At 66.9% G+C, this 26,046-nt stretch carries 22 protein-coding genes and 1 pseudogene; 10 read left to right on the top strand and 13 right to left on the bottom strand.

All coding sequences use genetic code 11. The annotated features are described in order from the left end of the window. Window positions 1-409 precede the first annotated feature (409 nt). Window positions 410-1,798 (top strand): MFS transporter, encoded by a 1,389-nt coding sequence (locus ACRAWC_RS06975; protein WP_431347085.1) that lies wholly within the window; start codon window positions 410-412, stop codon window positions 1,796-1,798. Between the two features lie 24 nt (window positions 1,799-1,822). Here ACRAWC_RS06975 and ACRAWC_RS06970 read toward each other — a convergent pair whose 3' ends face one another. Beyond that, a complete protein-coding gene (locus ACRAWC_RS06970) occupies window positions 1,823-2,449 on the bottom strand; it encodes a TetR/AcrR family transcriptional regulator (protein WP_431347084.1) in 627 nt (208 codons plus the stop codon). A gap of 155 nt (window positions 2,450-2,604) precedes the next feature. Here ACRAWC_RS06970 and ACRAWC_RS06965 point away from each other — a divergent pair, with 155 nt between their 5' ends. The 8 genes and pseudogenes from ACRAWC_RS06965 to ACRAWC_RS06930 all read left to right on the top strand — a co-directional run bounded on the left by ACRAWC_RS06965 (window position 2,605) and on the right by ACRAWC_RS06930 (window position 13,071). After that, on the top strand, window positions 2,605-3,357 hold the full coding sequence (locus ACRAWC_RS06965) for a glucose 1-dehydrogenase (RefSeq protein ID WP_431347083.1): 753 nt from the start codon (window positions 2,605-2,607) through the stop codon (window positions 3,355-3,357). Between the two features lie 31 nt (window positions 3,358-3,388). Further along, a complete protein-coding gene (locus tag ACRAWC_RS06960) occupies window positions 3,389-5,653 on the top strand; it encodes a glycoside hydrolase family 3 C-terminal domain-containing protein (protein ID WP_431347082.1) in 2,265 nt (754 codons plus the stop codon). Then, window positions 5,650-6,609 carry a nucleoside hydrolase gene (locus ACRAWC_RS06955; protein WP_431347081.1) on the top strand — a complete coding sequence of 320 codons (960 nt, stop codon included), beginning with the start codon at window positions 5,650-5,652 and terminating at the stop codon, window positions 6,607-6,609. The genes ACRAWC_RS06960 and ACRAWC_RS06955 overlap by 4 nt, the downstream gene beginning before the upstream one ends. Further along, window positions 6,584-8,581, top strand: a pseudogene (locus tag ACRAWC_RS06950) (glycoside hydrolase family 3 protein); the annotation flags it as partial. The gene ACRAWC_RS06955 and the pseudogene ACRAWC_RS06950, both read left to right, overlap by 26 nt. A gap of 69 nt (window positions 8,582-8,650) precedes the next feature. Next, a complete protein-coding gene (locus tag ACRAWC_RS06945; RefSeq protein ID WP_431349380.1) occupies window positions 8,651-8,944 on the top strand; it encodes a fibronectin type III-like domain-contianing protein in 294 nt (97 codons plus the stop codon). Window positions 8,945-9,248: 304 nt separating this feature from the next. Continuing rightward, the gene (locus ACRAWC_RS06940) at window positions 9,249-11,798 is read left to right on the top strand and encodes a glycoside hydrolase family 3 N-terminal domain-containing protein (protein ID WP_431347080.1); all 2,550 of its coding nucleotides are present in this window, start codon (window positions 9,249-9,251) and stop codon (window positions 11,796-11,798) included. Then, complete coding sequence (locus ACRAWC_RS06935; RefSeq protein ID WP_431347079.1) at window positions 11,795-12,523, top strand: MFS transporter; 729 nt, start codon at window positions 11,795-11,797, stop codon at window positions 12,521-12,523. Before ACRAWC_RS06940 ends, ACRAWC_RS06935 begins: the two co-directional genes overlap by 4 nt. Next, entirely contained in the window at window positions 12,478-13,071 is a 594-nt protein-coding gene (locus tag ACRAWC_RS06930; protein WP_431347078.1) for an MFS transporter, read from the top strand. The genes ACRAWC_RS06935 and ACRAWC_RS06930 overlap by 46 nt, the downstream gene beginning before the upstream one ends. A 3-nt stretch (window positions 13,072-13,074) precedes the next feature. On the opposite strand, the gene ACRAWC_RS06925 is transcribed toward ACRAWC_RS06930, so the two are convergent. The 4 genes from ACRAWC_RS06925 to ACRAWC_RS06910 are packed head-to-tail and all read right to left on the bottom strand — an operon-like array spanning window position 13,075 to window position 17,075. Continuing rightward, window positions 13,075-13,980: a DUF4982 domain-containing protein gene (locus ACRAWC_RS06925; RefSeq protein WP_431347077.1), complete on the bottom strand. Its 906-nt coding sequence runs from the start codon at window positions 13,978-13,980 to the stop codon at window positions 13,075-13,077. Continuing rightward, window positions 13,980-14,483, bottom strand: coding sequence for a glycoside hydrolase family 2 TIM barrel-domain containing protein (locus ACRAWC_RS06920; RefSeq protein ID WP_431347076.1), 504 nt, complete (start codon window positions 14,481-14,483; stop codon window positions 13,980-13,982). The genes ACRAWC_RS06925 and ACRAWC_RS06920 overlap by 1 nt, the downstream gene beginning before the upstream one ends. Then, window positions 14,467-15,492 (bottom strand): sugar-binding domain-containing protein, encoded by a 1,026-nt coding sequence (locus ACRAWC_RS06915; RefSeq protein WP_431347075.1) that lies wholly within the window; start codon window positions 15,490-15,492, stop codon window positions 14,467-14,469. Before ACRAWC_RS06915 ends, ACRAWC_RS06920 begins: the two co-directional genes overlap by 17 nt. Then, on the bottom strand, window positions 15,489-17,075 hold the full coding sequence (locus tag ACRAWC_RS06910; RefSeq protein ID WP_431347074.1) for a DUF4038 domain-containing protein: 1,587 nt from the start codon (window positions 17,073-17,075) through the stop codon (window positions 15,489-15,491). Before ACRAWC_RS06910 ends, ACRAWC_RS06915 begins: the two co-directional genes overlap by 4 nt. 120 nt (window positions 17,076-17,195) lie before the next feature. On the opposite strand from ACRAWC_RS06910, the gene ACRAWC_RS06905 reads away from it, so the two are divergent. Next, complete coding sequence (locus ACRAWC_RS06905; protein WP_431347073.1) at window positions 17,196-18,716, top strand: family 43 glycosylhydrolase; 1,521 nt, start codon at window positions 17,196-17,198, stop codon at window positions 18,714-18,716. Here ACRAWC_RS06905 and ACRAWC_RS06900 read toward each other — a convergent pair. The 8 genes from ACRAWC_RS06900 to ACRAWC_RS06865 all read right to left on the bottom strand — a co-directional run bounded on the left by ACRAWC_RS06900 (window position 18,673) and on the right by ACRAWC_RS06865 (window position 26,015). Beyond that, window positions 18,673-19,485, bottom strand: a complete 813-nt coding sequence (locus ACRAWC_RS06900; RefSeq protein WP_431347072.1) for a substrate-binding domain-containing protein — start codon at window positions 19,483-19,485, stop codon at window positions 18,673-18,675. The genes ACRAWC_RS06905 and ACRAWC_RS06900 overlap by 44 nt on opposite strands. A gap of 101 nt (window positions 19,486-19,586) precedes the next feature. Then, window positions 19,587-19,682, bottom strand: coding sequence for a LacI family DNA-binding transcriptional regulator (locus tag ACRAWC_RS06895; protein WP_431347071.1), 96 nt, complete (start codon window positions 19,680-19,682; stop codon window positions 19,587-19,589). Window positions 19,683-19,834: 152 nt separating this feature from the next. Further along, window positions 19,835-20,602: a nucleoside hydrolase gene (locus ACRAWC_RS06890; RefSeq protein ID WP_431347070.1), complete on the bottom strand. Its 768-nt coding sequence runs from the start codon at window positions 20,600-20,602 to the stop codon at window positions 19,835-19,837. 53 nt (window positions 20,603-20,655) lie between these two features. Then, window positions 20,656-21,648 carry a sugar-binding transcriptional regulator gene (locus ACRAWC_RS06885; protein WP_431347069.1) on the bottom strand — a complete coding sequence of 331 codons (993 nt, stop codon included), beginning with the start codon at window positions 21,646-21,648 and terminating at the stop codon, window positions 20,656-20,658. A 41-nt stretch (window positions 21,649-21,689) separates the two neighbouring features. Next, a complete protein-coding gene (locus tag ACRAWC_RS06880; protein WP_431347068.1) occupies window positions 21,690-22,667 on the bottom strand; it encodes a sugar phosphate isomerase/epimerase family protein in 978 nt (325 codons plus the stop codon). Then, the gene (locus tag ACRAWC_RS06875; protein ID WP_431347067.1) at window positions 22,664-24,166 is read right to left on the bottom strand and encodes an FGGY family carbohydrate kinase; all 1,503 of its coding nucleotides are present in this window, start codon (window positions 24,164-24,166) and stop codon (window positions 22,664-22,666) included. Before ACRAWC_RS06875 ends, ACRAWC_RS06880 begins: the two co-directional genes overlap by 4 nt. Then, on the bottom strand, window positions 24,163-25,116 hold the full coding sequence (locus tag ACRAWC_RS06870) for a transketolase family protein (RefSeq protein WP_431347066.1): 954 nt from the start codon (window positions 25,114-25,116) through the stop codon (window positions 24,163-24,165). Before ACRAWC_RS06870 ends, ACRAWC_RS06875 begins: the two co-directional genes overlap by 4 nt. Then, window positions 25,113-26,015: a transketolase gene (locus ACRAWC_RS06865; protein ID WP_431347065.1), complete on the bottom strand. Its 903-nt coding sequence runs from the start codon at window positions 26,013-26,015 to the stop codon at window positions 25,113-25,115. Before ACRAWC_RS06865 ends, ACRAWC_RS06870 begins: the two co-directional genes overlap by 4 nt. Between the last annotated feature and the right edge of the window lie 31 nt (window positions 26,016-26,046).

Raw genomic sequence — 26,046 nt, 5'->3', positions numbered from 1 at the left:
GCGCCGGCCTGAAGGGACGGCCGGTCGTGCCATTGTCACCTGGACGGGCGCCGATGCCGGGGAGGCGGTCGCGAGAGTCAGGATTCTGCGCGCGCACCGCGGCGCATCTCGATTGTGTGGCGGAGAATCGGGGATTCGAACCCCCGGCCTTCGGCTCACCGCGCGGGGTGGCCCGAGTTCGAGGAGGCGCCCGTTTGCCCCCGAGTGGGGCGCCCAGGTACCGGGACGATGCGTCTAGCTGCCTGAGTCCGATTCGCGCTGCTCGCTCGAGCCCGAAAAAGGGGGCGCCGCTTTTCCAGACGGCTGGCCGAAGACTTGCCGGACGGCCCGCATGTGCTATCGTCCCGATAGTTTGAATATCGAATCATGTTTCGACATTCGAGCTCACCAACGATCAAGGAGGATCAAGATGACCGAGCGTTCCCAGGGCGGTTCGGCCGCGAATGCCCCGGCCAGCACCAATCCAGAACCTCTGAGTGCAAGCCTCCCGGTGGGGCAAGCAGAAGCGGGGCTCGTCGTGCCGGCCGTTCAGCAGTCCGGGGCCGACGTGAGGGGTGACCGCCCGCGGGTGAGCAAGAGGTACATCACCCTCCTGACCCTCGCTGTCTTCGGCGGCTACATCGCGCTGGTTACCCCGATTGCGATATCGCTTGCCTTGAAGGTGGAGCAGTTGGCGCCGGGGCATGACGAGTATCTCGGTTACATCACCGGGATAGGCGCGCTCGCGCCGCTCATCGCGACGCCGATCATCGGAATCCTGAGTGACCGTACCCGCTCCCGGTTCGGTCGTCGACGCCCGTACATCATCGCCGGTCTCATCGGCGGCATGCTGTCGTTAGCCATTCTCGCGTACGCCCCGAACATCATCGTGCTCGGCGCCGCGTGGGTGCTCGCCCAACTGAGCTGGGGTGCCGCGGTTCTCTCAGGGCTGACCAACTCACAGGCCGATAAGCTTCCCGAGGAACAGCGTGGAAGAGTGTCGGGGTTCGTCGGCCTCGTTCAGAACCTTGGCCCGGTGGTCGGTGCGGGCATCGCGTCCTCACTGATCGGCCAGAACCTGCTCGTCTTCATGGTTCCCGGCGTCATCGCCTTCATCCTGATCGTGCTCTTCCTCGTCTTCGTCGAGGACGATCCGAACCCAGCTCTGGTCAATGTCGACCGACTCACTCTCGGCGCGTTCTTCAGGAACCTTGTGTTCAAGCCGAGTGAGCACGTCGATTTCGCCTGGAACAGTCTGGGCCGGGTGATCTTCAACCTGGGTCTGGCCTTCTCGACGACCTTCACAACGTTCTTCTTCGCTTCCCGGCTGGGCGTGAAAGTGAGCGAGATCGGCGGGACTATCGTCATCCTCGCACTCGGTGGAGTCGTCCTCGGAGCATTGGGTGCTCTGGGCGGTGGCTGGCTCTCCGATAAGTTGAGAAGGCGCCGGGCGCTCGTCATGTCCGCTGCGATCGTCTTCACGGGCGGAGTGCTTGTCATGGCGTTCGGATCCGGTCTGCCGGTACTCCTTGCTGGTTCGCTGCTGACGACGTTGGGCGTCGGCGTGTTCGCATCGGTTGACCAGGCGATCGTATTCGACATCCTCCCCGAGCGGGACACGAACGCGGGGCGCTTCCTCGGGATCAACAATTACGCCACGCTGCTGCCGCAAGCTGTCGGCCCGGTGATCGCGTCCGGCCTGTTGGTCATCGGCGTTGCGGGGGCGGATAAGAACTACACGCTGCTGTTCCTCGTCGCTGCCGGATGCACCCTCGTCGGAGGACTGATCATCCTCACGCGTGTGCGCGGCACGCGCTGAGCCGGCGGCCGTTCGACCCTCTCGTCAGGCGACGTCGCTCAGCAACGCATCGATCAACGCTTCGAGGCTTTCCGCCACATCCACGTCATCGGGGTTGTAGAGCCACTGCAACTGCAATCCGTCGAGGGCGGCGACGAAGAGGTTGGCCAGAGCGGTGGGCGACGCGGACACGCGGACGTAACCGCGGCTCTGCTGCATCTCGAACAGCGCAGCGAGATACTCGCGCAGGTCGTCGTAGCGCTGCCGGTACCGGTCATGCGCAGGATGGCCCGCGTCGGTCGCCTCCGCGGAGATGGTTGTGTGCAGCTGGAGCATTCCGGGACGGGCCTCATTGTCGCGGACGACGCTCAGTTGCGCATGGAAGAAGTCCTTCTCGGCAGCCGAGTGGAGGATGGATGATTCCTGAAGCGAGCGCTCTTCGAGGACTTCCATCAGAAGGGAGCGGGTGTCGGGAAAATGGTGCAACAGGCCGGTCTGGCTGATCCCGGCTTTGGCGGCGATCTCCTTCATCGTGGCGCCGTGGAAGCCGGAGACGCTGAACGCCTCGATGCACGCCTCGAGGATCTTCTGCCGCACCTGTGCGGACTTCGCGTACGGACCTCGCGAACCGGGGCCGCTCGCTGGGCGCTCAGGGGTGGACTCCGCGGACATGCTTCCGATGATAGGCGTCCGGGTGCCGCGCTCGGCCTGGAGGCGCCGCCCCGAGCAGCCACGCGCCGCGGAGACGCTGTGATAGGTTGCCCCGAACGCGAAAATAGTTTTAAGTTTCGAAATTGGTTCGAATCGAGGAAAGCGAGTCGTCACGCATGAACCGTCTCACCGACAAGGTCGCGCTCATCAGCGGAGCTGCCCGCGGGCTCGGGGCCGAATTCGCCCGGGAACTGGTCGCGGAAGGAGCCTCGGTGGTGATCGGTGACGTTCTCGACGAAGAAGGTCAGCGGCTCGCCTCGGAGATCGGACCGTCGGCGCACTATGTCCATCTCGACGTCCGAGAATACGACCAGTGGCGCAACGCCGTCGAGGTGGTCGCGCAAACGTTCGGTCGCCTGGACATCCTCGTCAACAACGCCGGGGTGGTGCGGAACGCTCCGATCGACGAGCACTCGCCGGAGGACTGGAACCTGGTCATCGACGTCAACCTGACCGGCTCCTTCTACGGGATCCGTTCGGCTGCGGCGGCGCTCAAAGCCTCCGGGCGCGGGTCGATCATCAACATCTCCTCTGCCGCCGGGCTCCAGGGCTTCGGAGGCATCACCGGATACAACGCGTCGAAGTTCGGTCTCCGAGGGCTGACCAAGAGTGCGGCCCTCGATCTCGGTCCGCACAACGTCCGGGTCAACACCGTGCACCCGGGCCTTATCCGCACTCCGCTGCTGCAGCGGATGGAGTTCCCTCAGGAACACGTCGCACTCCACCGCATGGGCGAGACGAGCGAGATCGCGAAACTCGTCGTCTTTCTCGCGAGCGACGAGTCCTCCTTCTCGACCGGCGCAGAGTTCATCGCCGACGGCGGAGAAAGCGCCGGTCTGGCGCACTCGGCCGGAAACACGACCAGCTGACCACCCCCAGGTACCGGAGAGAACCATTCAGATGACCAACCACCTCCTGATCGACGGGCTGAGCCTCGAAGAGAAGGCGTCGCTTGTTTCCGGCTTCGCGTTCTGGAACACCACGGCCGTTGAATCGGCCGGCATCCCGGCCGTGGTCTTATCCGACGGCCCGCACGGAGTTCGTCGCCAGGAAGGTCGCGATGACCACCTGGGCATCAACGCGGCCCGACCATCGACTGCCTTCCCCACTGCGTCTGCGTCAGCGAGTTCGTGGGATCGTGATCTTCTCTCCACCATGGGCGTCGCGCTGGGAGCCGAAGCGCGCACGCTGGGCGTTGACGTGCTGCTCGGCCCCGGAGTGAACATCAAACGCAGCCCCCTGTGCGGCCGGAACTTCGAGTATTTCTCCGAAGACCCGCTTCTGTCCGGTGAGCTCGGGGCGGCATGGGTGCGGGGGCTGAAGACTCACGGGGTCGCGGCGTCGGTGAAGCACTACGTTGCGAACGACCAGGAAACCGACCGCATGCGGATCAGCGCCGAGGTGGACGAGCGCACCCTGCGCGAGATCTATCTCCGGGCCTTCCAGCGGGTCATCGATAAGTCCTCGCCTGCCACCGTCATGGCCTCCTATAACGGTGTCAACGGCGAGCCGGTGATCTCGAACCACTGGCTACTCACGGAGATCCTTCGAGATGAGTGGGGCTGGGAAGGCGTTGTCCTCTCCGACTGGGGCGCGGCTGCCTCCGACGTCGTCGCGGCCGTGCGGGCCGGCCTCGATCTCGATATGCCGGGCACGGGAGCCGGCTGGGCCGCCCTGACTGAGGCAGTTCGCAGCGGTGCGCTCGACGAGGCGATTCTCGATCGAGCAGCCTCACGGGTCGCCGAGCTCGCTGTGACCATCGTCGCTGCTCGAGCGGGCCATGCGCCCGCCTTCGATGCGGAGACCCATCACGCTCTCGCGAAGGAGATCGCCGAGCAGTCTGCCGTTCTTCTCAAGAACGAGGGGGTCCTCCCGCTCTCCGCCGACGCCGAAGGCCCCATCGCCGTCATCGGAGAGTTCGCTCGCACACCGCGCTACCAGGGCGCTGGAAGCAGCCACATCGTGCCGACACGAATCGATAATGCGTTGGAGACCATCCGTGCGCGAGCCGGGGATCGGGCCGTGACCTTCGAGCCCGGTTTCACATTGGACGGTCAGGCGGATCCCGGGCTCGTGGATCAGGCCGTGAAAGCGGCTCGCGAAGCGTCCGACGTCGTCGTATTCCTCGGGCTTCCCGCAGAGGACGAGTCCGAAGCATTCGACCGCGCCACCATGGACCTTCCCGATGACCAGTTGAAGCTGCTGCGGCGGATCGTGGAGACAAATGATCGGGTCACCGTCGTACTCTCCAACGGCGGTGTCGTGTCCGTCGAGCCGTGGCGGGGAGGCGTCCAGGCGATCCTCGAGATGTGGCTGGGTGGGCAGGCCGTCGGGAGCGCGGCGGCTTCTCTCCTGTTCGGCGACACCAATCCGTCGGGAAAGCTCGCGGAGACGATCCCGCTCGCACTCGCGGACACTCCGTCATTCCACAACTTCCCCGGAAACGGGCAGACGGTCCTCTATGGCGAGCGGATCTACGTGGGCTACCGGCATTTCGACTCGGTGGGACGCGATGTCGCCTATCCCTTCGGACATGGCCTCTCGTACACGAGCTTCCAGTACGAAGACCTCGTCGCCGACATTGTGGGAGACACCCTGGAGGTCCGGGTCCGCGTGACCAACAACGGATCGCGCGACGGCGCGGAGGTCGTGCAGTTCTACTCCGTTCCGCCGAAGTCGGAGGAAGACCGCCCAGCCCACGAGCTGGTGGGGTTCGAGAAGGTGGTCGTGGAAGCCGGCGGCAGCACCGTGGCCACGTCACGGATTCCGCTCGCGGACCTGGACTATTGGAGCTCGCGCTCCCGGCGATGGGTTCGCGGTGGGGGTCTCTACACGATTCAGGCGGCAGCCTCCTCGCGCGACATTCGCGCCCAGGTCAGGGTCGAGCTTGCCGGCACGGAGCCGGCACCGCCTCTGACACTCGACTCAGCGATGGGCGAATGGTTCGCCGACGCCGAGGGCGCTGTGGCTCTGCAGGAGATGATGAGGCAGTTCGCGACGCAGGGCACGGGGGAGTGGGACGACGCGACGCTCCCGCTGGTTCTCCCGATGCCGCTTCGCACGATCCTGCCGATGGCCGCGTCGAAACTGCCATTCCCCGTGCTGGGAGAGCGTCTGCTCCAACGGCTCGCGGAGCTTCGCCAGAGCAGGACGGCTCATCAGTGAACCCGGCCGAATTGATCTCCCGTCCGCCCCGCGCGCGGGTGATCGTCGACAACGATTTTGCAGGCGATCCGGACGACCTCTTTCAGCTTGCGCATCATCTTCTGTCGCCATCGGTAGAGATCCCGTTCGTCATCGCGTCGCGGTTGCCGGCGGTGCCCCCGAGAGCGCACCTCGGCTCGGTCGACCGGGGAGTCTCCGAGGTGGCAGCGCTGCTCGAGCAGATGAAGATCGACATCCCCGTCCTGCGTGGTACTGAGCAGGATCGCAGCGATGCGGCCCCGGTCAGGTCTGAGGCGAGTGACGCGATCGTCGTGGAAGCCATGAGAGACGACACTGATCTGCCGCTGTACGTGGTCCTCGGCGGCGGCCTGACCGAACTCGCAAACGCCTATCTCGCCGAGCCCGCCATCGCCGAACGGCTCACGGCAGTCTGGATCGGCGGTGCAGGCTACTCCGACCCGGAACCCGCGGAGCCGTCGATGTTCGGGGCCGAGTACAACATGAATATCGACGTGGCCAGCGCGCAGGTCGTGTTCGGTTCGCCGATTCCGCTCTGGCAGGTCCCGGCCGACGCGTACCGGCGTTGCCTGGTGTCCTGGGCTGAGCTGCGCCGGCGCGTGGGGAGTCTCGGAGGTCTTGGCGCCCACCTCTTGTCGGCCCTCGACGGATTCGCCGACCGGGTAGGCGAGCACGGGTTGAACGTGGGGGAGACGTACGTGCTGGGCGACAGCCCGCTCGTGCTGCTGACCGCCCTGCAGTCAGGATTCGACCCGGACCCGGCCTCATCGGACTCGGTCATGATGCCGCGGATGTCCATCACTGACTCCGGCTGGTACGGGGCGGCCCAGCCGACGCTGCCTCCCGTGCGCGTCTTCACCCGGCCGGACACGCGCCTGATGTTCGAAGACATGTTCGCGAAGTTCGCCCTCCATGCTGCGGACGCCGGAGCGCGGTGACGAGAAAGGAAACGCCATGACACCCGAGGCGATTCGACGACGGCTGTCTCTGGATGAGAAGGTCGCTCAGCTCAGCGGCATCCGTCTGACCGATCTGCTTGCCCCGCCGGACTCGGGAAGCGGTGCACTGTTCGGACTGGACATCGGCCGTCTCTCTCAGCTGAGTCCGCACGGGGTGGGCCACCTCTCGATGGCGTGGTTCGCGGGAACCACTCGCGAACAGCTCCGCGACGACGTGCGAGCCATCCAGGAAGAGGTCACCGAGCGCGCGCCGTTCGGGATCGGCGCACTCGTGCACTTCGAGGCGATCAGCGGCGTCGTGCACCGAGCTGCGCCGCAGTTCCCCACGGCCTGGGCGCAGGCGGCCGCGTGGAACCCCGAACTCATCGAGGCTCAAGCCGCGATCTCCTCCGCGTATGTCCACGACGTGGGTGGTCATCTGGTCTTCTCTCCTGTCATGGATATCGCACGCGACCCGCGGTGGGGCCGAGTGCACGAGACCTACGGAGAAGATCCTGAGCTCGTGGCGCGTTGCGCCGTCGCCTTCGTGCATGGGGTCCATGGTCGGGAGACGACCGCAGCCGTTCTCGCGACCGGCAAGCACTTCCTCGGCTATGCAGCGTCCGAAGGGGGCCTGAACCAGGCCGTGACGTCGATCGGCACACGCGCGCTGGTCGACGAGTATGCGGAGCCCTTCTGACGCGCGATCGACGAGGCCGGGCTCTCCGTCGTGATGAACTCGTACAACGAGATCGATGGTGTGCCGGCGGTCGCCAACCGGTGGTTACTGACCGACCTCCTCCGTGGCCAGCTGGGGTTCACCGGCATTGTCGTCAGCGACTACAGCTCTGTCCGGATGCTGGAGACGATCTTCCACACCGCCCGCACACCCGGAGAGGCGGCGGCCCAGGCCGTCAGCGCCGGAATCGACGCGGAACTCCCTGAGACGGATCGTTTTAGCGCTCTCGCCGACGAAGTCCGCTCCGGCCGAGTCGACGAGCGCGTCATCGATCAAGCGGTCGACCGTGTGCTGACCGTCAAAACCAGGCTCGGCCTCGTCCCCGGGTTCGAGAGGCGGAGCCCTCGGCCCCTCGCATCGAAGAAGGAGTCCGCGGGGCTCGGCAGGCAGATCGCCGAACAATCCATCACTCTGCTCGTCAACGACGGAGTCCTCCCGCTCTTGCCCGGATCGCGCATCGCCGTGGTGGGTCCGGCGGCCGACGAGCTGCGCATCCACTTCGGCGCCTACACGTCCACCTCGGACTCCGAGATGGTGCTGGGCTCGATGGCGCTCCGCGACGGCGAGATCCCCGGGATCGACCCGGATACGTTCGTGTTCACGGACATCTTCCAAGCGCGCATGCCCGGGATAGAACCCCGATTCGAGGCCACTGCGCGGGCGATCCACCCGGAGGCCCTCACCCTCCTGGACGCTCTGCGTACGCATTCGTCCGATATCACGTATGTTCCGGCCGGGTCCTTTCTCGACGACGGCGATCCGCTCGGCGACTCGCTAACGGCTGCGATCGCGGAGGCCGACGTCGTCATCGCAGCGGTCGGCGAGCGCACCGGTTGGGTCGGTAACAATACGGCGGGGGAGGGACAGAGCACCGCTGAACCGCGGCTTCCTGGCAACCAGGAGCGGTTGATCAAAACGATCGCCCGCACGGGCGTGCCGCTCGTGACGGTCGTCGTGTCCGGCCGACCACTGTTGTTGGCCGAGATCGCAATGCAGTCGAATGCGCTCGTACTCGCCCCACTCCTCGGTGAGCACGCGGGTCCCGCAGTGGCCAGGGTCCTCTTCGGCGCGGTGAACCCCAGTGGGAAGCTGCCGAACACCTTCCCACGGTCGGCCGGGCAACTGCCGGTGTATCACGGACACCACTACGGCAGCGGCTACGACCACCCTTCCGGAACCCGACACGGATACAACGACACCGATGGTGAAGGACCCCTCTTCGCTTTCGGGCACGGGTTGTCGTACACGACGTTCGAGGTGACCGGCAGCTCCGAGGCTACCGACCGTGCCGGTGAGCTGGGGATGTCCGTTGTGGTGGCGAACACGGGGCCGTGCGCGGGCGCGACGATCGTACAGCTCTACGCGCGCGTCGCGACCGCACCGGTCGTGCGGCCGGTTCGGCAGTTGCTCGACTTCGCGCGCGTCGAGCTGGCGCCCGGTGATACTGCTGAAGTTCGGCTCAGCGCCCCGGTGACCCGGCTTGCGTACACCGGCCTCGATGGCGCCCGCGTGGCGCCTCATGGTCCTGTGACGTTGTCTGTCGGCCTCGCCTCCGATGACATCCGAGCGTCGAGCTCAACCGGGTTGCTCGGCTGAGGGTGAGCGCACGACAGTCCACGCCGCGCTCCCCGAGTCGATCGCACTGGACTCGACCCTGGCGACCGGCTCGGGACACCAGTTCACGCCGGAGTTCGTGCACACAAAGAATCTCGACTACTCGGGAGAGGATTGCGCAAATGCCGGTTTCTGATTGGACGATCCGGCGTGCCGCTCTTGATACTTGAAGGGCATCCTCCGCCGCGGAACTGAGCCGTCGCGAGGGCATCGATTCAGGAAGTCCGGCAGTTCCCGACCGGCGCGGCGCACCGGCCGCTGCCAGAGCCGGCGGATGGAACAGACGATGACTGAAATCGCCCGCACAGCTATCACACCGGGTCGGCCGTGGCTCGACACTTCTGGAGACCGGATCCAGGCGCACGGCGACGCGACGAGTGAGGCGACCCTCCGAACGCACGCCGACCGTTTCCGGCCGCTGGGCGGTCGCAACCCGCAGCTCGACCCCGCGGAGCGGGCCGACCTGCTTCTCGCGCAGCTGACACTCGACGAGAAGATGGCGCAGGTGTCCTGCTACTTCCCCGTCGACATCAACGACACGTCGGACTTCGTGAAGGCGTTTCCGCACGGTGTCGGCGAAGTGTCGAGCCTGGAGACGAGGTCCGCGCGGACCCTGGACGAAGTGACCGCCTTCCAACGACGCGTTCAGACCGAGGCGATGGAGGCGTCTCGCCTGGGCATCCCCGCCATCTTCCACATGGAGGGGATGTGCGGCGCCTACCTGCCGGGAGCGACGAGCTTCCCGTCCGGGCTGGCGCGGGGCGCGAGCTGGGACATCGACTTGGAGTACGCGATCGCCGAGATCGTGGGCCGGCAGGAGCGAGCGGTGGGGATCACCCACACGCTCGCGCCGGTCCTCGACGTCTCTCGCGACCCTCGGATGGGGCGGCACGGAGAGAGTTACGGCGAAGACCCCACCCTCGCGGCCGCGCTGGGCGTCGCAGCCGTGCGCGGGCTGCAGCGTGAGGACGCCGACGGCCGCCGCACCGAAGCCGTGGCCAAGCATTTCATCGGGTCGCATCACACCGAGGGCGGCATCCATGGAGCCCATTGCGACATTCCCGACCGCCTGCTGCGGGAGGTGTACGGCAAGCCGTTCCAAGCGGCCATCACCGAGGCGGGCCTGCTCGGCATGATGCCGTCGTACAACTCCGTGGCCGGTCAACCGGTCTCCGCCTCGGCTCCCCTTCTCACGACGTTGCTGCGGGAGCAGATGGGCTTCCGGGGCCTCGTCGTGTCGGACTACGGCGCGATCGGCAATCTGCACGAGGTTCAGCACGTCGCCGCGTCGCTGCCCGAGGCAGGCCTTGCGGCTCTGCATGCCGGTCTCGACGTCGAATTGCATGTCCCGCGCGGGTTCGGCCCGGAGCTGCGCGAGTGGTTCGCCGACGGCCGCGCCGACATGGCTCTCCTGGATCGCGCCGTCCGGGCGGTGCTCACGACCAAGTTCCGGATGGGGCTGTTCGAGCGTCCGTACGCGCCCGAGAACGCCGAGCGGGACGCTCGATTCTCGACCGCGTCGGACCGCGACGTCTCGCTGCAGTCGGCACGCGAATCGATCGTGCTTTTGCAGAACAGCGGCGTGCTGCCGCTGGCCCGAGACGTCCGCACGATCGCCGTGATCGGCCCTCACGCCGCCAGCGCCCGGTTCTTCTTCGGCGGGTACACCCACTACTCGATGGCCGAGGGCAAGCTCGCGGTGCACACGTCGATGGCGGGTCTGACGGGGCAGGACGACGATCGCTCGATCGCCGCCACAATTCCGGGAACGACCATCGAGGCCTCGGACGGCCCCGAGTACGAAGCCCTGCTCCAACAGCAGAAGCCCGGCATCCGCACGCTTCTCGACGAGCTGCGTGCCCGGTTGCCGGAGACCGAGATCTCCTGGTCCTACGGGTACCCGATCGCCGGTGTAGACGATTCGGGACACGCGGAGGCGATCGCCCTGGCGCGAGAGGCCGACCTGGTCATCCTCACCCTCGGCGGGAAGCACGGGACCGCCTCCATCGCCTCCATGGGAGAAGGGATCGATGCCACCGACATCAACCTCCCGCCGTGCCAGGAGCAGCTCATCGGGAAGCTGGCCGCCCTCGATGTCCCACTGGTGGGCGTCCACCTGGATGGCCGGCCGATCTCGAGCGATGCGGCCGACGCCCACCTGAGTGCCCTGGTCGAGGCGTGGAGTCCGGCCGAGTGCGGGGCGGAGGCGATCGTCGACGTCCTGACAGGCTCCTACGACCCGAGCGGTCGGCTGCCGGTCAGCATCGCCCGCAATGCAGGCCAGGTGCCGATCTACTCTGCGCACCCCTACGGCTCCAGCTGGCACCAGGGCGCGAGCATCGGCTTCGCCGAATACGTCGATGCGCTGCACACCCCGCGACACCCGTTCGGGCACGGCCTGACCTACACCACCTTCGAGTACGCGGGACTGCGGTTGTCGCAACGCGAGATCGCCGCCTCCGGATCAGTCGATGTCACGTTCACCCTCAGCAACACGGGGGACCGGGCCGGCACCGAGGTCGTCCAGTTCTACATCCGCGACCGTTACGCCTCCCTGTCCCGGCCGGTCCTCGAACTGGCGGGGTTCCGCCGCGTCCAGCTTGCGCCGGGGGAGAGCGCCGAGGTGTCGTTCTCCCTGTCGATGAGCCAGCTGGCGTTCGTCGACTCCGCACTCCAGTGGCGCGTGGAGGCGGGTGAGGTCGACGTGTTCATCGGGGCGTCCTCGGAGGACCTCCGGCTCGCGGACGTGTTCACCGTCACCTCCGACCTGCTGGTCGACGGGGCATCGAGAGCGTTCTACGCCGCCGATCCCTCCCAGCGCGCGAGTCGAGGATGACCCCGCCTCCGACGCAGGTCGGCCCGATTGCGAGGGCGGCGCGTCCGCCTGTCGTCGCCGCCGTTCCCGCCGCCGAACCGGACAGGCGCTGGGTGCTGGCCGTGGTTCTCGGGGCGCTGACGATGCTCGGCCCGTTCACGATGGACCTCTATCTGCCGGCGTTTCCCGAGGTGCAGCGTGACCTGTCCGCGTCGCAGGCGGGTGTGCAGCTCACTCTGACGGCGACAGCCATCGGAATGGGCGTCGGGCAGATCGTGGTGGGTCCGTTGAGCGATGCGTTCGGCCGGCGTGTTCCGCTCGTGCTCGCGACGGGTCTGCACGTGGTGGCCAGCTGCGCGGTGGCGCTCGCGCCCGGGATCGTGATCGTGGCGGCGGCGCGTTTCGGTCAGGGCATCGGTGCCTCTGCGAGCGCTGTCGTGACCGTGGCGATCATCCGGGACCTGTTCGGCGGCTATCGGCTCGTCCGCATGCTCGCCAGCATCGCGATGATCGGCGGACTGGCGCCGATCATCGCCCCGGTCCTCGGGTCCCAGCTCCTCCTGGTGATGTCGTGGCGAGGGGTGTTCTGGCTGCTCGCCGGCTTCGGTCTCGCGATCGTGATCGCCTGCACACTCGTGGTGCCCGAGACATTGCAGGCGCATGTGCAGGGGAGTCCGAGCGAGTCACGATGCACGCCAGGGTGCGCATCATCCTGGCTGATCGCGCCTTCGTGGGTGTCGCGGTGATCGCCGCCATGGTTTTCGCCACGGTGATCACCTACCTGTCGACGACGCCATTCATCTTCCAGGACGGGTTCGGCCTGGATGCTCAGCAATTCGGCCTGCTGTTCGCCGTCAACGCGCTCGGTCTGCTGGCCGCGACGCAGGTCTCGGCGCGGCTGATGCGATGGTTGGAGCCGGCATGGATGTTGGCGGGTGTGCTGACCGTCATGCTCGCGAGCGGTGCAGCGCTGACGCTGCTGGGCCTGTCGCACGCGCCTTTCCTGAGCGTCGCGGCCGTGAGTTTCGTCTTCGTCTCGGCATCCGGGTTCGCCAACCCCTGCGTGTCCATCCTCACGCTCAAGGACCACCGGGGGCGTGCTGGGTCGGCCGCGGCGATCACGGGCTTCGCGAACTCCATCGCCGGAGGCGTCGTGTCGCCGCTCCCGGGCCTTCTCGGGAAAGCGGGTGCTGCGAGCCTCGGCATCATCGTCGTCACGGCGATGATCGTTGCGATGCTCGCACTCTGGTTGGTCGTGCGTCCTTGGACGGTGACGCGGCTGAGCAGGGACTGACGCTCAGACCGCTGTCACGGTCACGGTGACCGGGGCCAGACCGTCCGCGGTCACCGTGATCTCGATGGGACCCGTTCCGGTTGGTCTGATCACGGCCAGTGCACGTCCTTCGAAGGTCGTGTGCGTCTCGGCGGTGTAGCTCTCGTCGGTCACGGGCCTGGCGCTTCCCAACCCCTGAAGCACACCTGCCCCCGCGACAGTGACGATGGCCGGACGGTCGCCGAGGGTCGAGACCACACCGTCCGGGTCAACGAGCTCGACGGTGACGTAGGAGAGGTCCGAGTCGTCCGAGCGGATCTCCGGCCGGTCGGCCGCGACGCGCAGGGCCCGCACCGGGCCCGCTGAGACGAGTGCGTGTCTGCCGACTTCGGTGCCGTTGTCGATGGCCACCGCTTCGAGCGTCCCGGCTTCATACGGAACCTCGAAACCGGCGATATGACGTTCCGTTCGACGACGGCCGAGCGACCGCCCGTTGAGGATGAGCTCGATCTCCGGCGAAGGGCTGTAGACGTCGACGGTCAGCGGAGTGTCGGGGGCGGAGTTCCACGTCCACGATCCGATGGTGTCGGTCCAGGCCCAACTGTGCGCCGTTGCCTTTCCGCTGCGCGCTTCAGGGCGGTGCACGGCGATGTAGGGAGCGGTGCGCAGCCCGAAGACGATCTCCCGGTAGTAGGACGCCGGACGACGGTGACCGGTGATGTCGATGTCGCCGGCCCACGCCAGCAGAGTAGGGAACGCCTGAGGGTCGGCAGGGCTGTCCGCGTCGGCGTCCGCGTACGCGACCAGGCCCAGTCCCGCCTCGCCGAGGTAGTCCCAGCCGGTCCAGGTGAAGTCGCCGATGACGTGGGCGTTCTCAGTGACGAGCGGCCAGATCTCGTCGATCTTCTTCGCGAGGGTCTCGGTGCCCATCAGCACCCGGTCGGGGAACCGCTTCGCGTCGGCGAGATACCGTTCGTGAGCGTAGTTGTGGCCGACGACGTCGACGACGGAGTGCGACTCCTCGGTCTTGTCGGTGACGACGTCGGAGAGGAGATCTGGTCCATGAGGTCGCCGAGCTGCGACATCAGGTCGTTGACGCCGACCTGCGTGCTGAGCTCGCCCGCCTGCGCCCGGAACTCCGGCAGGATGTCGGAGATCGTGGCGACGAAGCCGCTGATCCCATTGGTGACGAAGCGCGTGGGATCGAGCGCGCGGACCTTCTCCGCGAGTCGTCGACCCCACCGGGCGCCGAGCGCGTTGCCGGCGTCGAGGACTTCGTTGCCGATCGAGTACATGACGACCGACGGCCGGTTGATGTCCTTCGCGACCATCGCTTCGATGTCGCGCTCCCACCACTCGGGGAAGGCCAGCGAATAGTCGAAGGGATTCTTACCCTTGGTCCACATGTCGAACGCCTCATCGACGACCAGCATCCCCAGCCGGTCGCAGGCGTCCAGCGCCGCAGGACTGAGGGGGTGTGCGCAGCCCGGATCGCGTTGAAACCGGCCGCTTTGAGCAGCTCGACTCGACGCTCTTCTGCGCGGTAGATCGAGACAGCGCCGAGAACCCCGTTGTCATGGTGCACGCAGGCGCCACGGAGCTTGATGGGCGTGCCGTTGAGGCGCAGCCCGTGCGTCGGATCCAGTCGGAGCGTCCGTATGCCGAATCGCACGGTGTCTTCGTCGACAGCTTCGTCGCCGTCCGTGACCTGGATCTGCGCGGAGTACTGGTGGGGGAGTCCAGCTCCCACAGGCGTGGAGTGGACACATACAGCCTCTGGTGCGCGGTGGCCGTCTCGCCGGGAGCGAGGGTCACCGGACTGGAGCCGCTCGCGACGGTCTGTCCCTCCGCGTCCACGATGTCGATCGCGACGCGGACGGTGCGCGTGTTCACGCCCTCGTTCAGCAGCGTGGTCGAGACCTCGACGACCGCGCGCTCGTCGTCCACGTCCGGCGTCGTGACCTGGATTCCGTCCGCCTTCAGGTGCAGCAGGCCGGAGACGGTGAGGACGGTGTCGCGGTAGATCCCCAGCCCCGAATACCATCGGGCGTCTTCGTGGGCTCGGGCCTCGACCCGGATCTCGTTCGTCTCGCCGTAGCGCAGCGCCGGGTCGAGGGCGATCCGGAACGGGCTGTGGCCGGAGGGGCGCTGACCGAGGTACGCGCCGTTCACGAACACCGTCGCGTCGCGATAGACCCCCTGGAACTCGACGCTGACCCTCTTGTCCCGCCATTCGTCGGGCACGTCGAACTGCTTCGTGTAGGCGACGGAACCGCCGGAGAAGTATCCGGTCGATGGGCCGATCGACGGGTCCCGCGGAAGATCGAGCATCGCGTCGTGGGGAAGGGTGATCGTCTCGGACTCGTCCGCGTCAGCGTTGAGCTGGGTGAAGATGCTGACATTCGGCCGGACGATCCAGTCGGCGTTGAAGGACGTTTTCATGTGTTCTCCGATTCGACTGTGCGCGCGATGAGCACCCAGTCTTCAGGCGATGGTGTGGGCGGGACGGGGAGGCGCCCGTCGAGAGGACGAGCCTCGGCCGCGACGGCGGACCGCTCGCCCGTTCTCGGATCGAACCACTCGACCCGATACGCGGATCCGGCCAGATCGCGGAGCACGCCGCCTCCTTCGTCGGGCCGATAGGTCTCCCCGAAGTGGAGGACGACTGTGCTGGTGCTGTCGTCCGCTGCGACCAACGGCCGATAGAAGGTCTGGTTGATGCCGCTGTCGGCCGTGAACAGGTGGGCCGCCGGGCGCAGCGCGGTCCACGGCAGGGACTCGTAGAGCTGGCGCATGTAGCCCAGCTGCCGACCGCCGGGAAGGTCGACGCCCTCGTACCAGGCGAGCGAGCCCCAGGACATCTCCGACACGGACCGGTCCCATGCGCCGTTCCAGCAGCCCTGGGCGCCGTAGCTGTACCCGCAGCAACCGGACTGGATGGCGCGATACGCGACCTGGCGCATCATCACGTCGGTGACCGGGCGGCGACCGGTGGGTTCGACGCTGATGAGGCCTTCGTAGAAGCTCTCTCCTTCGACGAGGGGCCGGCCGGGGTACCGGGTCAGGTGCTCTGTCCAGTGCGACGGGCTCATGTCGAGGTCGCCGTGGCCGAGCTGGTTGAGCGTGAAAGTCAGCCAGTCCTCGTCCTGGTAGTAGTCGGCGATCGGTCTCTCGGTGGTCAGGTGGGCCGTGATCGGGTGGCGGTAGTCGTCGTGGTCCCTGATGGTGAGAGCGACGTCGCGCCAGGCGGCGATGCGGTCGGTGCGTCGAGCGGCGTCGTATCCCGCGGCCTCCCCGCCCAGTGTCCACACCACGGGGTATGCGCCGTAGCGGGCGACGACGTACCGGGCGAGGCGGATCAGCGCAGCGGGGTCGCCATCGGCGGCGTGATGCCAGCCGAGGCCGAGAGCGTGGACGAGTCCCGCCTCTGCGATATAGGCCATCCGCGGATCCACGACGTCGCGGAAGAACGCGACATCGATCGTGGAGCGGCCGGCGGCCGTGGACCAGAAGTCGGGGGGCGAGTAGGAGAGCAGATTCCCCTGGTAGACGGTGAACCCTTGACGTACGCGCAGATCGACGGTGTCGCGGAACTGGGATGACCAACCGGGCTTGTTGGATTCCTCCCACCGCTCCCGGGCGAAGCGCCAGTGCGTGTCCGCCAGCCAGAAGAACGGCGTCCCGTCACGGCGCTGGAGGTGACGTCCGGACGGAGCCGCCTCCAAGAAGCCGCGACTGCCGCCGGCGGCATCGTCGGCGAGACAGTCGACCGCTCCGGTGACACCGTGCAGGCCGGCATCCGTCGGTACTGTGGCGCTTGTCGAGTAGGTCCAGCGACCCGGCTCGGTCGGCGCGAACCGCACCCGCCACGTTCGTGCGCCATCCCAGAACGCCGGCCGCGACAGTGTGCCGCCTGACGGTGACGCGAAGGTGACGGTGACGTCCACATCGGAGTAGGGGTCGGCGTAGGGGAGGGCGCTTGAGAACTCGAGTTCGAGGGGCTTCCACGGCGCAACGCTGGGCAACTGGCCTCCTTGGACGTGTGACGCTCTCCATTCTCTGTGCTCTCGAATCGGGTCAGTGCCTTTTGCGCAATAGTGGGTGATCGGCTGGACTCGTCGACGACTCCGATTCAGGGTGTGCTTATGCGACCCATCCTGCCCGGCTTCCATCCGGACCCGACCATCTGCAAGGTCGGGGGCGACTACTATCTCGCCAACTCCAGCTTCGAGTACTTCCCCGGGGCGCCGCTGTTCCGAAGCGGGGATCTGCTCGAGTGGACGCAGGTGGGCAACATCCTGGATCGTCGCAGCCAGTTCCTCCACGGCCTCGACGGTCCGTCGACCGGGATCTACGGGTCGACTCTTCGTCATCACGACGGCCGGTTCTGGTTCATCACGACCAATGTCAGCGATTTCGATCACGGGCAGGTCATCCTGAGCACCGACGATCCCGCGAACGGGTGGAGCGATCCGGTCTTCGTCCCGGGCGCCGTCGGAATCGATCCCGACGTGTGCTGGGACGAGGACGGAACGTGCTACCTGACCTGGAACGCGCTGAACTTCGAGGACGGTGGCCGAGGCATCCGCCAGGCGCCGATCGATCTCGGGACGGGGCGGCTTCTCGGGTCGGACTACGCGGTCTGGCAGGGGACCGGCATGGTCGCTCCCGAGGGTCCTCACCTGTATCGGATCGGCGACTTCTGGTACCTGTTTCTCGCGGAGGGCGGAACCGAGAGAGGGCACAGCGTGACCGTCGCGCGGTCCAGTTCCCCGGCGGGTCCCTTCGATCCCTGCCCGTGGAACCCGATCCTCACGCACCGCAGCAGCGGGCACCCGGTTCAGAACGTCGGCCACGCCGATCTCGTCGAGACGCCCGACGGGCGCTGGGCGGCCGTGTACCTGGGAGTGAGGCCGAGCGGCTCCACACCCGGCTTCCACGTTCTGGGCCGGGAGACGTTCGTGGCGGGTGTCGACTGGGTCGACGGATGGCCCGTCTTCGACGAGAACCGTTACGCGGTCGGGGCGGCGGAGACCTCCTTCGTCGAGGACTTCTCCGGCGCCGCTCTCGCACCGGACTGGGTGAGCCCGGGAGGCGATCCCGCAGCGGTGCTCACGCCGCTGCCGGGCGGAGGCGCCGACCTGGTGCCGGGCGACGGATCGGATGCGGCGCTGCTGTGTCGTCGGGTGCGCGACCTGAGCTGGAGCGCAGAAGCGTGGTTCCTGGACTCGGGACGACTCCGCCTCCGCATGGACGATCGGCACTGGTACGGCCTCGAATGGCGGGAGGGGACGCTCACAGCGAGCGTCCGTATCGGCGACGCGATTTCGGATGTGGCCCGGGTCGCCGTCGGACCGGACGAGATCTCGCTGGTCATCGCAAGCGTGGCAGCGGAGTCTCCGACGGTTCCGTTCGGGCACGGCGGTCCGGACGACATCGTGCTGGCCTACCGCGACGGCGTGGGACTGCATACGGTGGCACGATTGGATGGACGGTACCTCTCCACCGAGGTCGCCGGCGGTTTCACCGGACGCATGCTGGCGCTGGGGGCGAGTGGCTCCCGGTCGGTCGTGCGGTCGGTGCGATACCTACCGCTTCATGGCGCATTCACCGGATCGGTCGTCAGTGCGGAGTCCGCGGAGGAAGCGTTGACTCCCGCACGATGAGCCTGGTCGCGAGCTCGATCCGTTCGAAGCGCTCCTGGTCACGAATCCGGAGCTCGCTGACCAGCTGCACTGCCCGCTGGGCCATCGCCTGGAGCGGTTGACTGACCGAGCTGAGCGGTGGGGTGGCGAGGGCTGCCCTGGGTTCGTCGTTGTAGCCGACCACGCTGACGTCCTGAGGGATCCGCAGCCGCAGGTCCTGTGCCGCGCGGTAGACGGTGAGCGCCATCTCGTCGTTGCAGGCGAAGACCCCGATGGGCGTGTCCGACTCGCTGAGGGCGCGGCGCAGCTCCGGGGTGACGTCCGCGCCTGACCAACTCGAGTCGACCCTGCTGATCGAGACGTCGCCCCGGTGGTCGGCGATCGCGGAACGGAATCCGTCTTCACGGGCCCGGCCGAACCGGAAGGCGGGTGTTCCGCACACGACGGCGAAACGTTCGACCGGCGTGGCGGCGAGGAGTGTGCCGGCGTCGTAGCCGCCCTGCCAGTCGGTGGTTCCGATGCTCGCGAGCTGCCCGTGCGGATCCGACTGCGGGTCGAGGAGGACGATCGGGATGCGGGCCACAGCCAACTCGTCCAACTGACGCGTCGTGGGGCGGATGATCCCCAGGATCACGCCTGAGGGGCGTCGTCGTGCCACCCGGGTCGGCCAGTCGTCGGTGGGATCGTCACGTTCGAGCGTGAGGACCAGATCGAATCCGTGCTCGAAGGCGCCTTGTCGCGCGCCGGCCACGATCGCGTCGGTCCACGCGTCGTCGAAGCTGCCGAGCACGAGCTCGATGAGCCGCAGGTCACGTGTGGTCGGACGGCCCTTGGCTGTCTGCCCTGCGTCGTAGCCCAGCTCGCTCGCTGCCCGCAGAACACGATTTCGCGTCAGGGGGTGAGGTCGCCTCGCCCGGTGAGAGCCCGTGACGCGGTGGAAACCGAGACACCCGCCGCTTTCGCGATGTCGGTCAGTGTTACTCGCATCGAGGCCACATTGTCGATTCTCTCGTAGCGGAGCGAAGCTCACGTGTTCGAGGCGGCGAAGCGCTTGATCTTGGCGAACATGTCTTCGAGCAGGTAGCGGACGTCGACACTGTCCGCGACTCTCACGGTCCGGCCTTCCACGATCAGACTCATCAGCCTGCCGTCCGCGTCGATTCGCCGCACCGGATGGTGGCGCCAGACGGCACCCCCGGATTCAAGACGACACCGATCGCCGGCGAGTCGCCGAGCGAATGGCATTCCCGCTCGGGCTGCACGTAGGCGGCATTCCACTCTTTCAGCTGCTGCACGAGGTATTCGCCGAGCTGCCCGTACGGAGCGACGCGCTCGTCGAGTTCGGCAAAGCCGACGGAGACCATGCTGTAAACCGTCCAGGGGATCTGCCACACCGTCAGACCGGAGGCGAGCACCACATTGGCTGCGATGACGTCGTTGCTCGCGTTGAACTCGCCATGCGGTTCGCCGCCGTGAACGCCGTCGTGCGGGCTGCCCCCGATCCAGACCACCGTCAGGTCGGAGTTTTCGATGATCGAGGGGTCGAGGAGGATTGCGCTGGCCATATCGGTGAGCGGGCCGAGGAAGGTCACGAAGAGCGGACCCTTCTTGTGGGCTTCGCGGATGATCAGGCGTGCACCATCGGAGTCGACGGGGATGGCCGCGTCGTCCAAAGCGCGCGGGGCGCCGTTGGCGACTTCGACCTGGCCGTCCAGATCCATCAGCTCGAGGAGGAGGTCGACCTCGTGCCGGCTTTCGAGCATGCTTTCGGTGGTGCGACGTGTGCCGAAGTGCGCCGGGATGATTCCGGCGACATCCAGTGTGGGGGAGAGCAGCGCGTGAACGACGGCGAACTGGTCGTCGGCCTCGTTCTTTGCGTCCGTGTTGATGATGATTCGGCGCTTCATGAGCTTTGTTCCTTGATTGAAGTAGGGAGGGAATGCGCAGAGCCCGGCGGCGCTCAGTCGTCGGCGAGGAGCTGCATGGCTGTCGTCCGGTCGGTGATGAGGATGTTGATCCAGCCGCCACGCACCGCGCCGCGGATGGCCGCGTGCTTGCGCTCGCCGCCGGCGATGCCGATCCGTCGGGGAATGGCGCGCAGCGCCTCGCTGGTGATCCCGAGCACTCGGTCGTTCAGGTCGGTCTGGACGAGCTCGCCATTCTGATCGAAGAAGCGGAGGCACACATCGCCGACGGCGCCGGCCGCCTGAAGCGCCTCGGTCTCAACCTCATCGACCGCGTTGCCGGAAGAGGCGAGCAGGGTGGAGGGTTCGAGCGCACCGATGCCTGCCAGCAGGACGTTGAGGTCCTGCCATTGCTCGACCATGGAGCCCAAGTAGCGATCGTCCATGAGTGCGTCGCGGGCGGCCTTCGACCCGACGATGCCCGGGGCGGGGAAGAATCGGGGGGTCCCTCCGGTGACCCGAGCGAATTGGTCGGCGAGATGGTTGGCCTGCACCTGCACGTCCGGCCGGCCCACGCCACCGAGAACCTGGACGACCTCGCGGGAGACGCGGACCGGCCCGATCGGAGCCATCGAATTGACTGTCGCCAGGAGGGTCTGGGACCACGAGGAGATACCGATCCGTTCCGCGGTGGACAGGGCGCTCTCCAGGTAGGTGGCTGCGGCCGACCCGAGTGCGGCGAGCATCGACAGGTCGTCCGGCGCGATCGGCTCCGCCACGACGGCGTCCATCAGCCCGTAGCGTTCGGTGAGCGCTTCCTCGATGTCCGCGTAGAGCCCGGCGGGAGAGACGACCACTGTCCGCACGATGCCCGATTCCGTGGCTTGCTTGAGCAGTCGGGACACCCGCGATTGAGAGAGGTTCAGTCTCTCGGCGATCTCCGGCTGGCGCAGCCCCGCCTCGTGGTACAGCTTGGCCACCTTGGTGACGAGCGACAAACGTTCGTCGGCGAACTGCACGGGGGAGGCGGGACTCGCCGAATCGCTCATGGCGCCCACTCTAGCTGCGGCGGAAAGGAGACTTTCGTGCGTCACCAGCCGTAGAGGGCGTTCTGCGCGAGCGTCATCGCGGTCACGGCGTCCTGTCTCGACTGCGCCTGCGCCAGCGCGTCGAAGTCGAGCCTGTCGAGGCCTTCCTCCACCTTCTTGAGGAAGCGGATCGCCGACTTCGCAGCACCGACCGAGTCTTCGCGGAACGGGAACTGGTCCAGCTGCCAGACGCCCTCCCAGCCGTTCTTGCGCAGGGTGACGAAGAACTCGAACAGCTCGATCGGGTGCACCGTGCCGGCGATCATGTCGTCGTCCCACGAGCGGAGGTTGTCGTTGACATCCATCCCGAACAGCCGGCCGTAGTCGATCGCGAGCTGGGCCGAGTCGGCCGGGGACTCCCCACCGAAGAGCGCGTGCCCGAAGTCGAGCAGGATGCCCACGTTGGGGAGGCCGATCTTCTCGATGCCGAGCAGGGTGCGGGCGACCGAGTCGAAGCTCATGTGCACGCGCGGCTCGCGCGGCTTGTACTCGATGACGAACTTCAGGTCCGGGTTCTCGCTCGCCAGCTGCCCGACGCCGTCGAGCGACGCCTTCCACAGCGCGCCGTGGTCGACCTGGAACGGGTAGTCCCAGCCGTCCTGCCCGGGCCACAGCTTCACGTACTCGGCGCCGAACGCGCGCACCTGGTTCGCGGCGTCGGTGATCAGCTCGTGCGCGAGCCGGCGGACGCCCGGGTCGGGGTTGGTGAAGGACCCCTTGGCGAAGACGCGCGTGTAGATCTCCGGCGTGATGCCGATGACGGAGAGCTTGTTGCGGTCGAGCGCCTCTTTGATCTGCTCGTTGCTGAAGTCGCCGCCGAAGAACGGGTAGTTCAGGTCGACGACATCGAGGTCGCCGACCTGGCCGGCGAGGTCGATGGCGTCGATGATGGTGCGCGGCTCGCCGTAGCCGTCGGTGGCGTAGCGGTCCACATAGGTCGCGAAGTGCCAGATGCCGGCACCGTACTTCTGGTTGCTCATGAGATCTCCTTCAGCGTGTCTGTGGTGAAGTCAGGACGTTTGGTCGGGCGTAGTCGAGACCGGTCGATCGCCGTCTGCCAACGGCCGTTTCGCGTTGAGCGTTCGGAGAAGAGGCTCTGCGGCTCGAATTTCGAGTTGTTGGTGCTCCAGGGAGGTGTTTCGTCGTTCCACATTCCGGCGCTTTGGCCTGCCAGCCAGGCTGCCCCCAGCGCAGACAGCGCGCTCAGCTCGGGCCGGATGATCGTTCGGCCGGAGAGGTCGGCCTGCAGCTGCATGACGAAGTCGTTCTGCGCGGGGCCGCCGTCGACGTAGACCTCGTCGATGCGTGACGCTCCGCTTCGGTCCGCGGCGGCGAGCACGTCTTCGATCTGGAGAGCGATGGATTCGAGAGCTGCGCGTGCGAGCTCAGCCCGCGTCGTGCCCAACGTCAGCCCGCTGATGAGACCGACCGCGCTGTCGTCCCACCAGGGGGCGGCGAGCCCGCCGAATGCCGGGACGAGGTCGACGGGGGCAGGAGGGGCGTTCTCGGCGAGGCTGATCAGTTCGGCGACGTCGGTTCGGAGGAGATCGGCGAGCCAGACGAGAGTGCCACCGGTAGAGAGGATGTTGCCTTCGAATGCGTGGGCGAGGGCTCCGGACCGCGACCATGCGATGGTGTTCGCCAGCGACCCGGAACGGACGGCGTCGGTGAGTCCCATCACCGAAGAGCCGGTTCCGTAGGTGACTTTGACGGCGCCCTCGCGTCGGATCCCGTGGCCGAACAGTGCGGCGTGCGAGTCGCCGAAGACGCTCCTCACCGGAGCCCCCTCGAGGCGCGGATCCGTGAGAGGTTCACTCCGAGTATCGGAGTCGACGATGTCGGGCAACGCGGCCCGTGGGATATCGAAGACCTCGAGAAGCAGATCGCTCCACTGACCCGTGCGGAAGTCGACCAGCTGAGTGCGGCTGGCATTTCCGCGTTCGATGCGTCGTTCCCCTGTCAGGTCGTTCAGCAGCCATGCGTCGACGGTGCCGAGGGTGATCTCGCCGGCTGCTGCGCGCCGACGATCGGGGTCGATGCGGTCGAGTATCCAGGAGAACTTCAGAGCGGAGAACATCGCATCGACCGGCAGCCCGGAGAGGTCCCAGACCTCCTGACCGACCATCGACGCGTTGAGCTTCTCGGCGGTGTCGCTGGTTCTGCGGTCCTGCCATCCGAGCACGGGGCCGAGCGGTGTGCCGGTCGCAGTGTCCCAGACGACCGCGGACTCGCGCTGTGTGCTGAGCGCGATCCCGGCGACAGGCGCGTCGGTCTGAGCCCGGAGGGTGGCCAGCACGGACTCCACCGAGCGTGCGATCTCGAATGCATCCTGTTCGACCCATCCCGGCTGGGGATGGGACTGTCCGATGGGGACGGATGCGGTGCCGAGCAGCTCACCGGATGCGGCGATGGCCAACCCCTTGGTCGAGCCGGTGCCCTGGTCGACCGTGAGGATCACTCCGTCGTGGTTGTGCTTCATCGGGACAATGCTCGCAGGGCCGCGGTGTGGATGTCAGGGGCTGTGAGCCCGGCGTACTCCAGGAGGAAGGTAGCACTGCCCGTCGGGGCGAATTCGCGGAAGCCGAGAATCTCGACCGGCACGCGGTCCGCTCCGGCGACGACGGCAGAGGCGACTGCCGCGCCGAGCCCGCCGGCGACATTGGCCTCCTCCACCGTGACGATCGCACGGGTGTGGCCGGCGGCGTCGTTGATCGCGTCGATGTCGAGAGGAGCGAGATAGACGGCGTTGAGAACGCGTGCCGACGTTCCGTCTGCCTCGAGCAGATCGGCGGCCGCGAGCGCTCGGGACACCATGGTGCCGGCGGCGATGATGGTGACGTCGCTCCCATCGCGGAGTTGCTGGAACCGGCCACGATCGAGTGTGGAGGTCTCCGAGGGGAGATCCGGCACCTTGTAGCGGCCGACGCGGATGTACGTCGGCCGAGGGTTCTCTACGGCGCTACGAATAGCTGCAACGGTCTGGCTGCGGTCGGCCGGGACGACGATATCCAGGCCGGGAAGGGCCCGGAGCCACGAGTAGTCCTCGATCGAGTGGTGGGTGGGGCCGAGCTCGCCGTAAGCGACGCCGGGGCTCATCCCGCACAGGATCACCGGCAGCCGGCTGTACGCGACGTCGGCCTTGACCTGTTCGAGGGCTCGCCCCGTGAGGAAGGGACCGGCTCCGCAGACGAACGGGATCAGTCCGGCGTTGGCCAGACCGGCGCCGACCCCCACCATGTTCTGCTCCGCGATTCCGACGTTGATCAGCCGGTCGGGGAATCGCTCGCGGAAGCCGCCGAGGTTGCTGGATCCGACCGAGTCGTTGCAGACCGCGACGATGCGGGAGTCCTGTTCCGCCAGCGCAATGAGCTCTTCGGCGAACGCGACCCGGTTGTCATAGGTCTGGACAGGGGCTTCGGTGGTAGTCATGCCAGCTCCTTCAGGGCCTGCTCGACCTGCTCGGCGGAAGGAACCTTGTGGTGCCATTCGACGCGGTCTTCGATGAATGAGACGCCCTTGCCTTTGATCGTGTTCGCGATCACGGCGACGGGTTCGCCTGTGCTGGAGGGGCCGAACGCGGCAAGCAACTGGGAGTAGTCGTGCCCGTCGATTTCGCGGACCTCCCAGCCGAACGACGCCAGCTTGTGATCGAGCGGGTCGAGCCGATTGGTGTCTTCGGTGCGCGCGCCCTGCTGCAGCCGGTTGCGGTCGACCACGGCGGTGAGGTTGTCGAGTCCGAAGTGAGCGGCGGACATGAAGGCCTCCCAGTTGGAGCCCTCCTGCAGTTCGCCGTCGCCGGTGACCACGATCACCCGGCTTCCATCGCCGTTGAGCTTGGCTCCGATGGCCGCGCCGACGGCGACCGGCAGTCCGTGACCGAGCGGTCCGGTGTTCGTTTCCACGCCGGGGACTTTGTTGCGGTTCGGGTGGCCGTTGAGCGGTGACAGAGGCTCCATGAACGAAGAGAGGCGGTCGGGTGCGAAGAAGCCGCAGGAGGCGAGGGTGGAGTAGAGCGCGGCCGAGCAGTGTCCTTTGGAAAGGATGAATCGGTCGCGGCCGGCTGCTGCGGGTGTCGCGGGGTCGACGTCGAGGACCGCCAGGTAGGCGACGGTGAGGATGTCGGTCACGGAGAAGTCGCCGCCGATATGGCCGAGCTGCGCGCGGTCGATCATGCTCACGACCGAACGGCGTATGCCGTTCGCCCACGTGTGGAGGAGTTCATTCTGCGTCGCGGGGTCGGCAGCGGCGATCTCGTTCCGGGCCGTCAGCCAGCGGAGACGTGCGTGTTCGTCGACACTCAGCGCGGGAGGAGGGTCTAGGTGAATCATGGCTTCCCATCAGATTGCATTTCTATGCAAG

This window comes from Leifsonia sp. L25, assembly GCF_050632895.1.
The sequence above is the reverse complement of the archived record's forward strand: the minus strand, read 5'-3'. Positions and strand labels throughout refer to the sequence as shown.

What these genes read in the sequence shown, in the direction of transcription:
- ACRAWC_RS06975 (WP_431347085.1), top strand. Translation starts at nt 410, where the DNA reads ATGACCGAGCGTTCCCAGGGCGGTTCGGCCGCGAATGCCCCGGCCAGC.
- ACRAWC_RS06970 (WP_431347084.1), bottom strand. Translation starts at nt 2,449, where the DNA reads ATGTCCGCGGAGTCCACCCCTGAGCGCCCAGCGAGCGGCCCCGGTTCG.
- ACRAWC_RS06965 (WP_431347083.1), top strand. Translation starts at nt 2,605, where the DNA reads ATGAACCGTCTCACCGACAAGGTCGCGCTCATCAGCGGAGCTGCCCGC.
- ACRAWC_RS06960 (WP_431347082.1), top strand. Translation starts at nt 3,389, where the DNA reads ATGACCAACCACCTCCTGATCGACGGGCTGAGCCTCGAAGAGAAGGCG.
- ACRAWC_RS06945 (WP_431349380.1), top strand. Translation starts at nt 8,651, where the DNA reads ATGTCCGTTGTGGTGGCGAACACGGGGCCGTGCGCGGGCGCGACGATC.
- ACRAWC_RS06940 (WP_431347080.1), top strand. Translation starts at nt 9,249, where the DNA reads ATGACTGAAATCGCCCGCACAGCTATCACACCGGGTCGGCCGTGGCTC.
- ACRAWC_RS06935 (WP_431347079.1), top strand. Translation starts at nt 11,795, where the DNA reads ATGACCCCGCCTCCGACGCAGGTCGGCCCGATTGCGAGGGCGGCGCGT.
- ACRAWC_RS06925 (WP_431347077.1), bottom strand. Translation starts at nt 13,980, where the DNA reads ATGGGCACCGAGACCCTCGCGAAGAAGATCGACGAGATCTGGCCGCTC.
- ACRAWC_RS06920 (WP_431347076.1), bottom strand. Translation starts at nt 14,483, where the DNA reads ATGCTGGTCGTCGATGAGGCGTTCGACATGTGGACCAAGGGTAAGAAT.
- ACRAWC_RS06915 (WP_431347075.1), bottom strand. Translation starts at nt 15,492, where the DNA reads ATGAAAACGTCCTTCAACGCCGACTGGATCGTCCGGCCGAATGTCAGC.
- ACRAWC_RS06905 (WP_431347073.1), top strand. Translation starts at nt 17,196, where the DNA reads ATGCGACCCATCCTGCCCGGCTTCCATCCGGACCCGACCATCTGCAAG.
- ACRAWC_RS06895 (WP_431347071.1), bottom strand. Translation starts at nt 19,682, where the DNA reads ATGCGAGTAACACTGACCGACATCGCGAAAGCGGCGGGTGTCTCGGTT.
- ACRAWC_RS06890 (WP_431347070.1), bottom strand. Translation starts at nt 20,602, where the DNA reads ATGAAGCGCCGAATCATCATCAACACGGACGCAAAGAACGAGGCCGAC.
- ACRAWC_RS06885 (WP_431347069.1), bottom strand. Translation starts at nt 21,648, where the DNA reads ATGAGCGATTCGGCGAGTCCCGCCTCCCCCGTGCAGTTCGCCGACGAA.
- ACRAWC_RS06880 (WP_431347068.1), bottom strand. Translation starts at nt 22,667, where the DNA reads ATGAGCAACCAGAAGTACGGTGCCGGCATCTGGCACTTCGCGACCTAT.
- ACRAWC_RS06875 (WP_431347067.1), bottom strand. Translation starts at nt 24,166, where the DNA reads ATGAAGCACAACCACGACGGAGTGATCCTCACGGTCGACCAGGGCACC.
- ACRAWC_RS06870 (WP_431347066.1), bottom strand. Translation starts at nt 25,116, where the DNA reads ATGACTACCACCGAAGCCCCTGTCCAGACCTATGACAACCGGGTCGCG.
- ACRAWC_RS06865 (WP_431347065.1), bottom strand. Translation starts at nt 26,015, where the DNA reads ATGATTCACCTAGACCCTCCTCCCGCGCTGAGTGTCGACGAACACGCA.